Source organism: Chryseobacterium sp. c4a, assembly GCF_009900745.1.
In the GTDB taxonomy this organism is placed as follows: Bacteria; Bacteroidota; Bacteroidia; order Flavobacteriales; family Weeksellaceae; genus Chryseobacterium.
Genome location: NZ_WXVU01000001.1, coordinates 694768 through 710535 on the forward strand (window position 1 = coordinate 694768; position 15768 = coordinate 710535).

Annotated in this window: 17 protein-coding genes; 12 read left to right on the forward strand and 5 right to left on the reverse strand. The window is 33.3% G+C overall.

Going from position 1 to position 15768, the window contains the following annotated elements; translation table 11 throughout:
* Positions 1-67 precede the first annotated feature (67 nt).
* The 12 genes from GTR01_RS03230 to GTR01_RS03285 all read left to right on the forward strand — a co-directional run bounded on the left by GTR01_RS03230 (position 68) and on the right by GTR01_RS03285 (position 10711).
* The gene (locus GTR01_RS03230) at positions 68-652 is read left to right on the forward strand and encodes a sugar transferase (RefSeq protein WP_160136417.1); all 585 of its coding nucleotides are present in this window, start codon (positions 68-70) and stop codon (positions 650-652) included.
* Entirely contained in the window at positions 645-1604 is a 960-nt protein-coding gene (locus tag GTR01_RS03235; RefSeq protein WP_160136418.1) for a formyltransferase family protein, read from the forward strand. The genes GTR01_RS03230 and GTR01_RS03235 overlap by 8 nt, the downstream gene beginning before the upstream one ends.
* Positions 1601-2275 (forward strand): PIG-L deacetylase family protein, encoded by a 675-nt coding sequence (locus GTR01_RS03240; RefSeq protein ID WP_160136419.1) that lies wholly within the window; start codon positions 1601-1603, stop codon positions 2273-2275. Before GTR01_RS03235 ends, GTR01_RS03240 begins: the two co-directional genes overlap by 4 nt.
* A gap of 139 nt (positions 2276-2414) precedes the next feature.
* Complete coding sequence (locus GTR01_RS03245) at positions 2415-3383, forward strand: ATP-grasp domain-containing protein (protein ID WP_160136420.1); 969 nt, start codon at positions 2415-2417, stop codon at positions 3381-3383.
* Entirely contained in the window at positions 3373-4014 is a 642-nt protein-coding gene (locus GTR01_RS03250; protein ID WP_160136421.1) for an HAD family hydrolase, read from the forward strand. Before GTR01_RS03245 ends, GTR01_RS03250 begins: the two co-directional genes overlap by 11 nt.
* 35 nt (positions 4015-4049) lie before the next feature.
* Positions 4050-5183, forward strand: coding sequence for an aminotransferase class I/II-fold pyridoxal phosphate-dependent enzyme (locus GTR01_RS03255; RefSeq protein WP_160136422.1), 1134 nt, complete (start codon positions 4050-4052; stop codon positions 5181-5183).
* A gap of 13 nt (positions 5184-5196) precedes the next feature.
* Entirely contained in the window at positions 5197-5766 is a 570-nt protein-coding gene (locus GTR01_RS03260; RefSeq protein ID WP_160136423.1) for a sugar transferase, read from the forward strand.
* A gap of 24 nt (positions 5767-5790) precedes the next feature.
* Positions 5791-6336, forward strand: a complete 546-nt coding sequence (gene rfbC, locus GTR01_RS03265; RefSeq protein ID WP_160136424.1) for a dTDP-4-dehydrorhamnose 3,5-epimerase — start codon at positions 5791-5793, stop codon at positions 6334-6336.
* 96 nt (positions 6337-6432) lie between these two features.
* Complete coding sequence (gene rimO / locus GTR01_RS03270; protein WP_160136425.1) at positions 6433-7734, forward strand: 30S ribosomal protein S12 methylthiotransferase RimO; 1302 nt, start codon at positions 6433-6435, stop codon at positions 7732-7734.
* Between the two features lie 384 nt (positions 7735-8118).
* The gene (locus GTR01_RS03275) at positions 8119-8790 is read left to right on the forward strand and encodes a hypothetical protein (RefSeq protein ID WP_160136426.1); all 672 of its coding nucleotides are present in this window, start codon (positions 8119-8121) and stop codon (positions 8788-8790) included.
* A gap of 15 nt (positions 8791-8805) precedes the next feature.
* Positions 8806-9540, forward strand: coding sequence for a hypothetical protein (locus GTR01_RS03280; protein WP_160136427.1), 735 nt, complete (start codon positions 8806-8808; stop codon positions 9538-9540).
* 799 nt (positions 9541-10339) lie between these two features.
* On the forward strand, positions 10340-10711 hold the full coding sequence (locus GTR01_RS03285) for a septal ring lytic transglycosylase RlpA family protein (protein ID WP_160136428.1): 372 nt from the start codon (positions 10340-10342) through the stop codon (positions 10709-10711).
* Between the two features lie 70 nt (positions 10712-10781).
* Here the strand turns inward: GTR01_RS03285 and GTR01_RS03290 are convergent, their stop codons facing one another.
* From GTR01_RS03290 to GTR01_RS03310, 5 genes are all read right to left on the reverse strand, one after another.
* Positions 10782-11546, reverse strand: coding sequence for an exodeoxyribonuclease III (locus GTR01_RS03290; protein WP_160136429.1), 765 nt, complete (start codon positions 11544-11546; stop codon positions 10782-10784).
* The gene (locus GTR01_RS03295; protein WP_160136430.1) at positions 11543-11836 is read right to left on the reverse strand and encodes a YciI family protein; all 294 of its coding nucleotides are present in this window, start codon (positions 11834-11836) and stop codon (positions 11543-11545) included. The genes GTR01_RS03290 and GTR01_RS03295 overlap by 4 nt, the downstream gene beginning before the upstream one ends.
* A gap of 235 nt (positions 11837-12071) precedes the next feature.
* Positions 12072-12980, reverse strand: coding sequence for an aromatic alcohol reductase (locus GTR01_RS03300; protein ID WP_160136431.1), 909 nt, complete (start codon positions 12978-12980; stop codon positions 12072-12074).
* Between the two features lie 89 nt (positions 12981-13069).
* Entirely contained in the window at positions 13070-13966 is an 897-nt protein-coding gene (locus GTR01_RS03305) for a helix-turn-helix transcriptional regulator (protein WP_160136432.1), read from the reverse strand.
* Positions 13967-14202: 236 nt separating this feature from the next.
* Positions 14203-15747, reverse strand: coding sequence for a bifunctional response regulator/alkaline phosphatase family protein (locus GTR01_RS03310; protein WP_160136433.1), 1545 nt, complete (start codon positions 15745-15747; stop codon positions 14203-14205).
* Positions 15748-15768 lie beyond the last annotated feature (21 nt).

The following is a 15768-nucleotide window of genomic DNA, read 5'->3' on the forward strand; positions in this document are numbered from 1 at the left end:
CTTTATGAAGAATGAAATGAGATCATTCAAATGTATATTTTTTAACATATCTAAATTTTAAAAAAAGATGTATAAAACTTTTATAAAGAGATTTTTAGATATTATTATTGCACTTACGGTTATCATTTTTTTATTCCCAATATTTTTGATAATTTATATTTTGGTTAAAATTGATAGCCCTGGTAAGTTTTTTTTCTTTCAGGAAAGGTTGGGTTATCAGGGAAAAGTTTTCAAAATATACAAAGTGCGTACAATGTATGATAAAGAAAGAGTTGCGGATCGAGAAATATTAAAAGGAGATGCAGAGGTTACAAAAGTAGGAGAATATTTGAGACGTTTCAAAATAGATGAATTGCCACAAATTATTAATGTTTTTAAAGGGGATATGACATTGGTGGGACCCAGACCATGTTTACCAAGGCAATTAGCAGAATTTAATGAGGATGGAAAAAAACGCATTGAAGTAGTGCCTGGCCTTACAGGATTATCACAGGTAAATGGTAATATTCATTTATCATGGGAAGAAAGATGGAAATATGATAGAGAATATGTGGAAAAGCAAAGTTTTTTACTAGATACAAAAATCATATTCAAAACATTTTTAATACTTCTTAATGGAGAAGACAAGTATATAAAACGTCCAAATGTATAAAATTTTAGTAATAGGAGCGGTGAATTCTACCGCACGGATTATTCATAAATTGGCTGAACATAACTTAGAAGTTGTGGGAGTTTTAGGGCATGAACCCAAAAATAAAGAGAAAGTTTCCGGATGGGCAGACCTCTCATCATTATCCTCGAAATTTAATATCAATTATAGAGGCTTTACAAAAATTAATGATGAAGAAAACCTAAGCTGGGCCTCTGAATTAGCTCCGGATATTATTTTTGCGGTAGGCTTTTCACAACTATTATCTGAGAAATGGTTTGCCATTTCAAAATTAGGATGCATAGGTTTTCATCCTACTGTGCTTCCCATTGGAAGAGGAAGAGCTCCTATGGCTTGGATTACACTAGAACAGACTTCTGGTTCTGCTTCATTTTTCCTGATGGGAAAAGGAGCTGATGATGGACCCATTTTTGCTCAATCAGTATTTAAAGTAGAAGAAAATGATGATGCCCAATGTGTAGAAGCAAAAATATTAAACCACATCGATATTGCATTAGACCAATGGTTGCCAGAACTGAAAGAAGGACTATGGAATCCTATTCCCCAATCAGAATATTTGGCCTCTTATTATGGTGTTAGAAAAGAAGAAGACGGGTTAATCAATTGGAATGATAATGCTGATTATATCGATCGATTAATTAAAGCAGCATCCCATCCACACCCTGGTGCCTATACCTATTGTAAAGATGTAAAGGTAACGATCTGGAAATCTAGAAAAGAAAAGGAAATTCAGTTCAAGGGAGTGATTGGCAGAGTTTTATTAAAGGATGAAACCGGAAAACTTCTTATCCAAACCGGAAATGGCCTCCTATGGATTGAAGATTATACATCGGAAGAAGGAGGAGATCTCTCTATTAATGTAGGAGATAAATTAGGGTATAATATTGAAGATGAAATTTATAAAATAAAAAACATTTTAAAAAATAAAAGATGAACAGAGTCGTTGTAGTAGCCCCACATCCTGATGATGAAATAATTGGATGCGGTGCAACCATTGCAAAGCATATCAAATCTGGAGATGAAGTAACCGTGATTGTTGCAACCAATGCCTCAGAAGGTGCTCCTGAACTTTTTCCAATGTCACAAGTAGAAAGTGTTCGGGCAGAAGCTCTTGCTGCGCATCAGTTTTTAGGAGTAAAAGAAACCGTTTTTCTTGATTTCCCTGCACCTGCGCTTAATGCATTCCCTGAATTTAGAATTTCGTTGGAAGTCGCTAAAATATTTCAGAGAATTAAACCTACTCATTTATACCTTCCTCATCCTGGAGATATTCATCAAGATCATAAAGCAATTTATCGAGCATCTTTAGTGGCTGCAAGACCGCAAGGATCCGATAAAATACCAAATATTTATTGCTATGAAACCCTTTCAGAAACAGAATGGACACCCATGCAGGAGAAACCCTTTGTGCCTAACCATTTCGTAGATGTGACGGATGTTTTCTCTAAAAAAGCAGAAGCAATGAAGTTTTTTACATCACAAATTAAACAGTTTCCACATTCTCGTTCAGTAGAAACTTTTGAGGCTTTGGCAATGTATAGAGGATCTACCGTAGGAGTTGAAAGAGCTGAAGCATTTTCCGTTGAAAGGCAGTTAGTTTTATAAAAGTAATCGAATAGTAGTATTATAATACGGTAATACTCTGTAAATTTACTTTTGGAGCTAAGTATTACTTAGGTTAAAAAATGATATAACGATGAATTTTCAACATCAATAGTGGGGGAAATATTTACACAAAAAACAAATGAATAATATACTTATAAGTTCCGCTGGTCAAAGAGTATCATTGGTTCGAGCATTCCAAAAAGAACTTAAAAAAATAGACCCAGGTGCAAAAGTCTTTACAGTAGATCTAAATCCTGTCCTGGCTCCTGCTTGTCATGTTTCAGATGGATTTGACAAAATTGATCGGGTTACAGCCCCAGGTTATATTGCTGAGTTATTGGAAATCTGTAAAAAGAGGAGTATCAAGATGATTGTTCCTACTATTGATACTGAACTTTTAGTATTGGCCGAAAATAAAGACCTTTTTTTGCAAAATGGTATCATTCCTGTTGTTTCTTCATTAGATTTTGTGAAAAAGTGTAGAGATAAGAGAATTATTAATGAGTTTTTTCTGGAAAATAATATTGATATTCCTAAAAAAATGGATAAAGATAATTTAACCTTTCCATTATTTATAAAACCTTATGATGGATCATTAAGTGCTGATACGTTTTTAATAAAACAAGCTTCTGATCTCACAGATTATCACTTTCAGAATCCTAAGCTGATGTTTATGGAATACATGGATCATCAGATTTATGAGGAATTTACAGTGGATACTTATTATAATACAAATGGAGATCTTAAATGTGTTGTACCTCGTAAACGTATTTTTGTAAGAGCTGGTGAAGTCAATAAAGGAGTTACCAAGAAAAATGAAATTGTAGAATATGTTAATGAAAATCTTTCTCATATAGAAGGGGCTGTAGGGTGTTTAACCATGCAGTTTTTCTTACATCCGGAAGAGAAAAGAATAGTAGGAATTGAAATTAATCCTCGATTTGGTGGTGGATATCCGTTAAGTTATCTTGCCGGAGCTAATTATCCTGAATGGTTGATTAAAGAATATATTTTGAATAATGATATTTCTTATTTCAAGGATTGGGAAGAGAATTTATTAATGCTGCGCTACGATGATGAAGTTTTAGTTAGAAATTATGAAGGGTAAATACATTATATTTGATCTTGATGATACATTAATGTATGAGATCGATTATCTTGAGTCTGCATACTATGAAATAGCCCATTTACTTGATCCAAATGATCAGGATAATTTATATCAGGATATGATGAGGGATTATCATGAAAATAAAGACGTATTTGGAATGTTGGAAGAAAGATATTCCCACAATAAAGTAAAGTTATTAGATATGTATCGGAATCATTTTCCTATGATTAAAATGGGAGATGACGTGAGAGACGTTTTAAACTATATTAGCCAAAACAACTATAAATTAGGGTTGATCTCAGATGGAAGATCAATTACCCAAAGAAATAAATTGAAAGCTCTAGATATAGAAGATCTTTTTGATAAAATTATCATTTCTGAAGAATTCGGAAGTATGAAACCTGATCATAAAAACTTTGAAACTTTTATGGACGATAAAAATTTTGAATATTTTTATATTGGAGATAACACTAAAAAAGATTTTGTTACTCCCAATAAATTAGGTTGGACTACAATTGCATTGAAAGATGCAGGTAGAAATATTCATAAGCAGGATTTTGATTGGTCACCAGAACATAAGCCTCAGTTTATTGTAAATAATCTAAAAGAAATAATAAATTATATAAACTAATACTCACCTTAGTTTTAATTAAATAAGAACATACAATGTCACAAAAAATATGGTTATCCTCTCCACACATGGGAGGCAATGAATTAAAATATATCAACGAAGCATTTGATGAAAATTGGGTGGCACCACTTGGTCCTAATGTTAATGGGTTTGAAAGTGACCTTGAACAGTTTTTAGGTAAAGACTCGAAAGTGGCAGCTCTTTCTGCAGGAACAGCAGCTCTTCATTTAGCTCTTATCGAATGTGGTGTACAATATGGAGATGACGTTATTTGTCAGTCGATGACATTTTCTGCTTCAGCGAATCCTATTGCGTATTGTGGAGCAACTCCTGTTTTTATAGACAGTGAATCTGATACGTGGAATATGTGTCCAAAAGCTTTGAATGAAGCAATTGAAGATAGAATTCAAAAAGGTAAAAAACCTAAAGCAATTATTGTTGTTCATTTATATGGTATGCCGGCAAAAATGGATGAAATTACGGCTATTGCAGAGAAATATCAGATTCCTATTATTGAAGATGCAGCAGAAGCTTTAGGTTCCACTTATAAAGGACAAGCTTGTGGTACATTTGGCCGTTTTGGAATTTTGAGCTTTAACGGGAATAAAATCATTACAACTTCAGGAGGAGGCGCTTTAGTTTGCCATACTCAGGAAGATAAAGATAAAGCTGTTTTTCTATCTACTCAGGCTAGAGATAATGCTCCTCACTATCAGCATTCTCATATCGGTTTTAATTACAGAATGAGTAATATTGTTGCTGGTATCGGGCGTGGACAGATGGAAGTCATTAAAGATAGAGTACAAGCACGCAGAAATATGCATGAATTTTATGTTGATATTTTTAAAGACATTAAAGGTGTAACTGTCTTTTCAGAACCTGGAGATAACTTTTATTCTAATCATTGGCTGTCTGCAGTAATCATTAATCCTGAAACAGGCAAAGATAGAGAAGCTTTACGATTAGCATTTCTTGAAGACAATATTGAATCCAGACCGCTTTGGAAACCAATGCATTTACAACCTGTCTTTGAAAACGCACCATATTATGGGACAAATATTTCTGAAAAATTATTTGATAATGGATTGTGCTTACCATCAGGATCTAACTTATCAGATGAAGATAGAGAAAGAATATCAAAAGTGATCAGAACATACTTTGGATCTTAATTTTGAAAAATAAATGAATAAGTATAAATATTGGAAAATAGTATTTGACCTTATTCTTGCGGTAGTTCTGATTATTTTTCTGATGCCATTACTACTTATTTTATTTATCATTGCAAGTTTAGATACATCTTCTAATGGAATTTTTTTTCAAAAAAGGATTGGACAGTATGGAGAGAGCTTTACTATTTTTAAGTTTAAAACCATTCATAGCAAAAATAGAAATTGCTCGAAGGTAGGAAAGATTCTTAGAAAATTTAAATTGGATGAACTTCCCCAGCTTTTTAATATTTTAAAAACTGAAATGAGCTTTGTTGGCCCAAGACCTGATATAGAAGGTTATTATGACTTACTTGAAGGAACAGATCGAAAAGTATTAGAGCTTAAACCTGGTTTAACGTGCGAGGCGAGTATTGTGTATCGAAATGAAGAAAATATACTCCGAAGACAAGAAGATCCTTTGAAATACAATGATGAAATATTATTTCCACATAAAGTAAAAATGAATCTTGAATATCTGGAACATCTGTCCTTTAAAAATGATATTAAAATTTTATTTAATACTTTATTAATTATTTTAAAATAAACAATATAGAATTTCTCCCTAGTTATGAAAATTAAAGAAACCCCACTTAAAGACTGTTACATTATTGAACCTACCGTTTTCGAAGACGAAAGAGGGTATTTTTTTGAAAAGTTCAACGAAAAAAAATTCGAAGAACTTACAGGAATGAATGGCCACTTTGTTCAGGATAACATTTCAAAATCTTCTTATGGCGTGTTGAGAGGAATTCATCTTCAGAAAGGTGAACATGCACAAGCCAAACTAGTTTCATGTCTGGAAGGAAGTGTGTGGGATGTAGCAGTAGATCTTAGAGAAGACTCTCCAACATTTGGACAATGGTTTGGAATTGAACTTTCAGCCGAGAATAAACTGCAGCTTTATGTTCCAAGAGGTTTTGGACATGGTTTTTCCGTATTAAGTACAAATGCAGTATTCTCTTATAAATGTGATAATTTTTATAATAAAGAAGCAGAAGGAAGCGTAAGATTTAACGATCCAGATCTTGGGATAGATTGGAAAGTAGATGAAAAAGACGCTGTACTTTCAGAAAAAGACCAGAATGCACCTGGCTTTAAAGAAAAAAACTTTTAAATATAATATTGAAAACCACTTTTTTAAAGTGGTTTTTATTTTTGTAATCATTACTCTTTTAATATTTTGTATCTTTGCAGACTCAAAATCAAAAAGATGCGTACAAAATCTGTAGGGAAGAAGAAAATCAATGTAGTAACACTTGGATGTTCCAAAAATGTATATGATTCCGAAGTATTAATGAGCCAGCTAAAAGCCAATGGTAAAGAAGTGGTTCATGAAGATCGTGGAGATATTGTTGTTATTAATACCTGCGGATTTATTGATAATGCTAAAGAAGAGTCTATTAATACTATTTTAGATTATGTAGAAGCTAAAAACAGAGGCGAAGTAGAAAAAGTATTTGTTACAGGTTGTCTTTCCGAAAGATACAAACCGGATTTGGTAAAAGAAATTCCAGATGTAGATCAGTATTTTGGTACAAGAGATCTTCCTATGTTGTTAAAGCATCTTGGTGCAGATTACAAGCATGAATTGGTAGGGGAGAGATTAACAACCACTCCAAAGCACTATGCATACCTTAAAATTTCAGAAGGATGTGACAGACCATGTTCTTTCTGCGCAATTCCTTTGATGAGAGGAGGTCACGTTTCTACTCCTATTGAAAAATTAGTTTCCGAAGCTCAGAAATTAGCAAAAAAAGGAACGAAAGAATTGATTCTTATTGCTCAGGATCTTACCTACTATGGATTAGATATTTATAAGAAGCGTGCATTAGGAGATCTACTTAAAGAATTAGTAAAAGTAGAAGGAGTAGAGTGGATTCGTCTTCACTATGCTTTCCCAAGTGGCTTCCCTGAAGATGTTTTGGATATTATCCGTGAAGAACCTAAAATTTGTAATTATATAGATATTCCTCTTCAACATATTAATTCAGATCTGTTGAAATCTATGAAAAGAGGGACTACCCATGAGAAAACCGATGCTCTTTTAGGAAAATTCAGAGAAAAAGTTCCGGATATGGCTATCAGAACAACACTGATCGTTGGTTACCCGGGAGAAACAGAAGAAAGATTCCAGGAGCTTAAAGATTGGGTTAAAGAACAAAAATTTGACAGATTAGGATGCTTTACATATTCTCATGAGGAAAACACTGGTGCTTATGTTTTAGAAGATGATATTCCACAAGAAGTAAAAGAAGCCAGAGTAGAAGAAATCATGGAAGTACAATCACAAATCTCTTGGGAAAAAAACCAGGAGAAAGTAGGACAAGTGTTCAGATGTATCTTCGACCGTAAAGAAGGAAATTACTTTATCGGAAGAACAGAATATGATTCTCCTGATGTGGATAATACGGTTTTAGTATCTGCTGAAGATACTTATATTTCCATTGGAGAATTCGCTGATGTGAAGATTACTTCCGCTGAAGAGTTCGACCTCTATGGAGAATTGGTATAGAAATATAAAATACTATTAATCAGTGAGAAAAGTTTTGATTTCTCAATGAGAAAAGTTGAAATATTAAGAAAATCAACAGATTTAAAAATTATGTTAAATTATATATCTGTTTGATTTTCATGTAATTGTGTTTTTGAATGTTAAGATTTTTTAATTTTCTTTTATAAAGTATGCAAATTAAAAAATTATGTCTTAAATTTGCGCCATAAGCAATGTTTTTAAATCATGTGCTATCAATAAGTTATTTATTAAAATTGAGCTAAAAATTCAAAAAAAATGTTTTTTTTACCTATATTAGCCATAAGATAATAATCGCAAGTTGAGATACATTTTCCCTTTGGAAATATTGATGAAAAATAATGTAATTAAAATCTTTAAAAACTTATGAAAAAATTTTTATTAACAGCGACAATGCTCGTTGCCTTTACGGCTCTTTCCAAGGCTCAGCAAGGGCGAGTGGGGATTAACACAACCACACCTGCCACGACTCTAGATGTAGTAGCCAGTACTGATGCTACTAGACCTGATGCCTTATTAGTCCCTCGTTTGTCAAGAGCTGATTTAGAAGCTAGAACTGGAGCTTATGCTAATGGTAATGCTACTGCTGCAAGTGCTCAGAATGGTGCTCTTGTATTTGTAAACGCATTAGGAGGTACAGGAACTGGTAAAACAGTGAATGTTACTGCTACAGGATTTTACTACTATGATGGTACAAACGGTAATAACGTTTGGAAAGCTTTAGGTGGTGGTGGTGCAGTAGCTCTTCCAACTTGGAGAAGTGACAATGCTGCAAACGTAGCCATATTAGAATCTGATGCCAACAACTTTGTAAGATTAATTGGAGGTCTAGCCACTACTGTTGTTACTCTCCCTGCTCCAACTCCTGCAATGATAGGTAAGGTGTTTACAGTTCTTGAAGTAACCGGAGCTGGTGCTCCTGCTATTCAAACTGCAGGTGGTACTTATAAAGGAAATAACGTACCTAACATAAATCCTTTTGGAGGGTATCAATTCGTAACGGATGGTACAGACTGGTTCAATACAGGTTCTAACTAATTTAAAAACATCAAAATGAAAAATACATTTTTATTAATCCCATGTGTTGTTGCTGCTTTGTTTGGAACAAAAGTTTCAGCACAGGTAAAAGGTAACCAAACCCTTGGAAATTCATCTATTAACTTAAGTACTGCTTTTTTTGATGCTTCCAGTTCAACCTTATGGAACGGCGCAAGCCCAGCAGCAACGAATGTTGGTAAAGGATTTATATTCCCTAGAGCTGACCTTAGAAGTTTAGTTCTAACAAATAATGGTACTTATTTAGCCTCTAACAACCCTAACAGATTTGATGGTATTATTGTTTATAATACAGCTTCTGGTACTACTCCTGCTACAGGTTCAGGTATCGGAAACCAAACAGTAACTCCAGGATTCTATTATTTCTCCAACCCTGGGTCTCCAACAACTACTGCAACAGGACAATGGCTACCATTGGGAGGAACTCCGCCTAAGGTGAATGTCCTTACAACAGAAACTGTAACCAATACTTTAGTGAATAACGCTCAGGTATATGCTATCAAAGGAACTTTCAACGCTACTGGTACTACTACAAGTGTGAGCATTCCTGCACCGGCTGGTATCACTGCTATGTATGCTATTACAATCTACAAAGCTGGAACAAATACAGTATATGACAGAAGTTTATATTCTTATGATACAACTTCCGGTAATGCAGTTACAGGATCTCCTAACATGTCTGTAGTATATCCTAACGGAACTTATGACTATGTATTAGAATACTTAAAATAAAAAAAATATTTAATTACATATTAAGACCAATGAGTTCACTCATTGGTCTTTTATTTTTGATGGGAAAGAGCCAGATCAGATTTTTATGTTATGAATCTTTAATCATCACATCATAGGTCATCAGATCAGATATAAAGGTTTTTAAGCCTTTTTAGAGCCTTTACTGGTTCAATATTGATTAAACCCAGATATTGAGGCTGCTTTGTTGGTATTTTTAATCGATATGAATTGACAATATAATATAGAAGAATTGGTGTCATTTTTTATAGAAAAGCTTTTTAATCTGATTCTTAACCCCTATTTTTGAAGAACAAAATTAGAAAGAGAAAAAGATCTTTACATAAACTTAGGGTTAAAATTGAAAATAAAGAAGACAATAATTCATTTAGAATGAGATTTGAAATGAATTTAGCTGTTAAAATAATTTAGAAAGATGAAGCTTTATGGTGTTAGAGCTATTCTATAAGCTAGTTTACCTTGATTAGCTTCTTAACACTTTTATCTTTTTATCATTCAGATTTATGTTGAAAATTAATAATTGTTCATTTTATAACTTGTTGATTTTTAGATTTTTAGTTAATTTGTTTTTTAGAATTATGCATGAATTAGTTAATTAAATTAACAAATCACCTATTTTTTTAACACTTTTTAACAGTGTTCTTTAAAATGCCTATTCATAGGGGCTTACAAAGATAGTTAACATATGTTTTGGTTTTTGTTAACGGTTTTTAACATTTGGAATAGGGAGATCAAAAGATTCCTGATACATTTGCCCAGTCAAAACCAATAAAAGTTCAAAATGATGAAAAGATTCATTCTCGTAATCATAATGATGATTTCAACCTTAGGTGTTTACTCGTTTACAAGTAATGCCTTAGATGCGAAAAAAACAAGTTATGCATCGTACTACCACGATAAATTTAACGGTAGAAAAACTGCTAGCGGAGAAATCTTTGATAACTCAAAGTTTACTGCAGCAAACAGAACGCTTCCATTTGGAACAAACGTTAAGGTTACTAACCTTAGGAATGGGAAAGAGGTAATAGTGAGGATAAATGACAGAGGGCCTTTCCATTCATCAAGATCTTTAGACATGTCTAAAGCTGCGTTCGATGAGATCGGAGATATCAATCATGGTACTATTCCGGTCGAATATGAAATTGTCGATTAATCTTATGATTTAAATTAAAAAAGCCAGCTGATTTCAGCTGGCTTTTGTGTTGATAAGATATACAATGTATCTATACGTTTAATTCTAATAGAGCAGGACAGTGATCTGAATGAACAGCCTCCTTTAAAATAACAGCGCGTGTAAGTTTATCCTTTAAACTATAAGAAGTAAAGTTATAATCTAATCTCCAGCCTTTATTTCTTTCCCTTGAGTTTTGCCTGTAGCTCCACCATGTATAATTGTCGGGTTCATTGTTAAAGAATCTGAAACTGTCAATGAGTTCACATTCATTGATAAAACTGGTCATCCATTCTCTTTCCATAGGAAGAAACCCTGAAACGTTCTTTAAGCCAACAGGATTGTGAATATCGATAGCTTCGTGGCAAATATTAAAATCACCAGATATAATCAGGTTAGGAATCTCTTTCTTTAAATTCTTGATGTATTCAAGGAAATCATGGCAAAACTGCATTTTGAAATCAAGTCTTTCGATATTTGAGGCAGAAGGTACATAGACTGAAATAGCAGAGAATTCGTCAAAATCAGCACGGATAATTCTTCCTTCATTATCATAGCTTTCAATACCACAACCATACTCTACATGATTAGGTTTTATTTTGGAAGCAATTCCGACCCCACTATATCCTTTTCTTACTGCTGAATGCCAATAACTGTGGTATCCTAATTTTTCAAGACTTTCGATGTCTATCTGATCGTTTCCGGCTTTACTCTCCTGAATACAGATCACATCCGGATCAGCAGTTTTGAGCCAACCCAGAAAATCTTTGGTAAATGCAGCCCTGATTCCGTTGACGTTATAGGTAATTAATCTCATTGGTTTTCTATAAATATTTTAAAATTCTCGTTGTATTTCGATGGGATAAATTCGGTGATATCATAATCCGCGATCTGATGGATATGGAAAGGATCTTCTGTAATGATCCGTTCGATTTCATTTTTCGATGAAGCCCTACAGATAATAATTCCTCCGGTTCTAGGTTCTTTCCTTCCAGAGGTAATAAACAGCCCTAAGTCATAATATTTTTGAAGAAAGGAATTATGTTCCGGAATATGGTGCTCTACATTTTCTATAGCTACCTTATACGTAAGCGAAATAATGAACATATTTTTATTTTCTACGAAGATATGAACTCTCAGAGACTCTATAAAAAAGAAGCGGGAAAAATAATTTTATAACTGCTTTCTGTTATTTCTTTTTTTTTTAAATGATTTAAAATATTGGAAAGAAAAATGGTTCTTCATCACATCATGATGAAGAACCATTTACTTTTAATGACAACATATCCTTTTTAAAATATGTATAAGCTGATATTCGTATGGACTAATTTTTACTTAATAATTACTTTGGAATATCCAGATTAGCCTTTGCCCAGCTCATGATTCCAATGACCGGAATTTGTTGCTGATGATTAAAGGTTTGCTCCATAGGCCAGCTTACCCCTGGATGTGTAAATACCAGTCTGTATTTATGGAAAATATTTTCCGGATCATTTTCGAGCGACGTTTTTAAATGTTCATTATCCCATAAAATACGGTCAAAGGGCTTATTATAAAGTGTTTCCAAATGTTGAGCAATTTGTGTGAATGTTGCTGTTTCTCCTGATATAAAAACCGACATATTAATAATTTCTGGTTGATGAAATAATACTTCGACCGTTAATTTACCAATGTCTTCACAACAGGTGAGTGTCAATGAATTTTCCCAAGATCCTAAAGCATGGATGGTTTCGTTTTCTAAACTTACTACACCAAAATCCTCTCTAAAAAGGAAACTGGTTATCATTCCTGTAGATACAATAACCCATTTAGTGTTAGACTGGCTGCGTAATAAATCACGCACATCAAGTTGTTCATCAAATACAGGTTGTACGCTGCCACGACCTATTTTATCATAATTTGCACCAAATTGCCAAGGTACATAGCGAGAAACTCCACCTTCTAAAACCGCTTTAGTAATTTTTACCTGCATGCCTTTTCCGATAGAAAAACCACTGCAGCAGATGACAGTATCATACTTGGAGAAAACTTTTGCCAGCTCATTAGTACTGCTTTTAACTAAATCAATCGGCTCGAGAGTGGTGTTCTCAAAGACTTTGTTTCTCGATAAATCATGAATGGAATTTGTACCTGGTTGTACAAGCGCTGAAATTTTGAATTCTACCTGATGAGTACTCTGATAATCATAGAGAGCCTGAAGCATTGATAAGCCAACTTCTCCCGTACCAATAACTAAAAATGAATGATTCATTGTATTTACTATTATTTGTTTCTGATGCAAAATTAGAATGCTTAAGAAAAATAGTTAATGCAAAAAAACGTGCAATAATTGCAAAAATTCTAGTTGGTACGATATTCCATTGGTGTTTTGCCTGTATTCTTTTTGTAGAAGTTAATAAAGTGTGGCGTTTCCTGAAAATGAAGGCACCAGGCAATTTCTTTTATTGAATAATTAGAATGTCTTAGCAGGACATCCGCTTCTTCTATAATACGGTCATGAATTAATTGTTGTGTAGTTTTACCGGTATTTCTTTTTAGATATTGATTGAGATTGCCAGTACTACAATTCAGTTTAGAAGCAAAGTATAATGGTGTTTTACCTCGCAAAGGCTGATCAGGATTAATAATGAAGAATTCGGTTTCCAATTGTTTAAAAAAACGCTCATCAAGGGTATCTTCATTTCGATTTGATGAAATGATACTTGCCGGGATTGATTTTTGCACATAATGGATAATGTCAAAGATCCGTCCACGGATTACCAGTTCTTTAAATGCATAATCCGATGTGTTTTCCTTTTCTATATCATTAAATAATGTAAAAAGATGATGGTATTCCGATTCAGTTAGAGAGTGTGCAAATACTTTTCGATCATGAAAAACCGGCCAGTTACGTAAGTTGATCTTGGAGGTTCCCCGCAGAAAATTATCAGTACATATACAATATGTTCCTTCAAAATTTTTGTCATTGGTCTGAAAAGAAGATCGTGTTAGAGGATCTGTGAATACAATAGAATAACCAGAAATAGGGATATAAAGATCATTGCATTGATACATCCCTTCACCTTTAAGCAAAGCAATTTTGAAAAATGGCTTTCGTTGTAGTCTTTCACAAGCAGATAAGTCTCTTTTTAGATCTTTCCAATACAGCAAATCGAAATGTCCGGTATAATTCGTTTCAACGATCTTTTCACTATTTACATATTGATTGTAAAATAGCTCAATATCAGGTTTGTTCATTTTACTCAATTTATTAACTCAGAACCTTTATGTAATACCTTTTGATCATAAGTCGCTAACAAATGTAGTGAAGAATTTTCATGATAGGCTATTAGAGTTTTTTTACTTCTTTCGGAGTGATAACAATCTGGTAGAAACTATTTTGATAAGATCTGAAATTATCATATTAAAAAAGCGGGAAAAATCAATTGATTTTTCCCGCTTTAAACCCAAAATTAAATAAACTATGAAAAAAACTACTTGGGTTCTAAAATGCTGATAGGAATGATACATTCTTCCAATGAGATTCCACCGTGTTGATAGGTTTCTTTATAGTAATTTACAAAATGATTGTAGTTCTTAGGATAAGCAAGGAATATGTTGTTTTTAGCAAAAATATATTTCGAGCTCAGGTTTCCTTTGGGAAGGAAAAGTTTTTCCGGATTGGTAATCGCCCAAACATCACTATCATCATACGTTAAACTTTTACCTGTCTTATATCGGATATTAGTAGAGGTTTCTCTGTCGCCCACTACTTTACTTGGTTTTTTAACATAAACAGTTCCGTGGTCTGTGGTAATTACTAATTTATATCCGTTTTCAGCTGCTGTCTTAATAATTTTCAGTAATGAAGAGTTTTCAAACCAGTTAAGCGTTAGAGAACGGAAAGTCTTATCATCACGGATAAGCTGATCCACAATATGGTTGTCTGTTTTAGCATGAGAAAGGATATCGATGAAGTTGTAAACAATCACCAATAAATCATTGTTTTTATGCTGATTGAAATCATCATAAATTTTTCTTTCAAAATCCGCGTTCAATACTTTCAGGTATTTCATAGATTTTGAACCAAGACCAATTCTTTTCATTTGATCTTCCAGGAAGTCACGTTCAAATTCATTCTTGTTTCCTTCTTCATTATCGTTAAACCATTTATCTGGAAAACGTTTTTCTATTTCTGATGGCATTAACCCTGCAAAGAAAGAGTTTCTTGCATATTGGGTAGCCGTTGGAAGAATACTGTAATAATAATCTTCAGAGATTTTATTGTAATATTTTGTAAATAATGGTTCAATCACTTTCCACTGATCATATCGAAGATTATCAACCATTAATAAAAGTACCTTATCTTTTTCTACCTCAGGTTTTACTTTCTCTTTGAAAAGGGTATGGCTCATAAGAGGTTTGTCCGAATCAATAAGCCAGTCAGCATAATTCTTTTCAATAAATTTGGCAAACTGGATATTAGCTTCCTCTTTCTGAGACTGTAGAAGATCAGCAAATTCATTATCTGCCACTTTGTCGAACTTAATCTCCCAGCTAAGGATTTTTTTATAATATTCTGCCCAGTCCTGATACGTTCTCAAATAAGAAAGTTCCATAGACAGATTTCTGAATTCCTGTTGGTATTGTAAAATTGTTTTTTGTTCTACAAGATTATCTTGCTGAAGGTTTTTCTTCAATGAAAGCAAGATCTGGTTCGGATTTACAGGTTTTAGAATATAATCTGCAATTTGAGAACCGATAGCCTCTTCCATAATATGTTCCTCCTCACTTTTGGTTACCATTACTATTTTTAAAGAATTATCTTTATCCTTAATCATAGGAATTGCTTCCAATCCGGAAATACCCGGCATATTTTCATCAATGAGCGTTAGGGCAAATTTCTCTGAATCCATAAGTTCCAAAGCCTCATTCACATTGTTAACAGGAGTTACCTGATAACCTTTCTTTTCTAAAAATACGATATGAGGTTTAAGTAAATCTATTTCATCATCGATCCATAATATCTTTTCTGACATAATTTATTTTTTACATGGTTA

Coding starts and splice junctions, on each gene's coding strand:
- GTR01_RS03230 (WP_160136417.1), top strand. CDS start 68: ATGTATAAAACTTTTATAAAGAGATTTTTAGATATTATTATTGCACTT.
- GTR01_RS03235 (WP_160136418.1), top strand. CDS start 645: ATGTATAAAATTTTAGTAATAGGAGCGGTGAATTCTACCGCACGGATT.
- GTR01_RS03240 (WP_160136419.1), top strand. CDS start 1,601: ATGAACAGAGTCGTTGTAGTAGCCCCACATCCTGATGATGAAATAATT.
- GTR01_RS03245 (WP_160136420.1), top strand. CDS start 2,415: ATGAATAATATACTTATAAGTTCCGCTGGTCAAAGAGTATCATTGGTT.
- GTR01_RS03250 (WP_160136421.1), top strand. CDS start 3,373: ATGAAGGGTAAATACATTATATTTGATCTTGATGATACATTAATGTAT.
- GTR01_RS03255 (WP_160136422.1), top strand. CDS start 4,050: ATGTCACAAAAAATATGGTTATCCTCTCCACACATGGGAGGCAATGAA.
- GTR01_RS03260 (WP_160136423.1), top strand. CDS start 5,197: ATGAATAAGTATAAATATTGGAAAATAGTATTTGACCTTATTCTTGCG.
- rfbC (WP_160136424.1), top strand. CDS start 5,791: ATGAAAATTAAAGAAACCCCACTTAAAGACTGTTACATTATTGAACCT.
- rimO (WP_160136425.1), top strand. CDS start 6,433: ATGCGTACAAAATCTGTAGGGAAGAAGAAAATCAATGTAGTAACACTT.
- GTR01_RS03275 (WP_160136426.1), top strand. CDS start 8,119: ATGAAAAAATTTTTATTAACAGCGACAATGCTCGTTGCCTTTACGGCT.
- GTR01_RS03280 (WP_160136427.1), top strand. CDS start 8,806: ATGAAAAATACATTTTTATTAATCCCATGTGTTGTTGCTGCTTTGTTT.
- GTR01_RS03285 (WP_160136428.1), top strand. CDS start 10,340: ATGATGAAAAGATTCATTCTCGTAATCATAATGATGATTTCAACCTTA.
- GTR01_RS03290 (WP_160136429.1), bottom strand. CDS start 11,546: ATGAGATTAATTACCTATAACGTCAACGGAATCAGGGCTGCATTTACC.
- GTR01_RS03295 (WP_160136430.1), bottom strand. CDS start 11,836: ATGTTCATTATTTCGCTTACGTATAAGGTAGCTATAGAAAATGTAGAG.
- GTR01_RS03300 (WP_160136431.1), bottom strand. CDS start 12,980: ATGAATCATTCATTTTTAGTTATTGGTACGGGAGAAGTTGGCTTATCA.
- GTR01_RS03305 (WP_160136432.1), bottom strand. CDS start 13,966: ATGAACAAACCTGATATTGAGCTATTTTACAATCAATATGTAAATAGT.
- GTR01_RS03310 (WP_160136433.1), bottom strand. CDS start 15,747: ATGTCAGAAAAGATATTATGGATCGATGATGAAATAGATTTACTTAAA.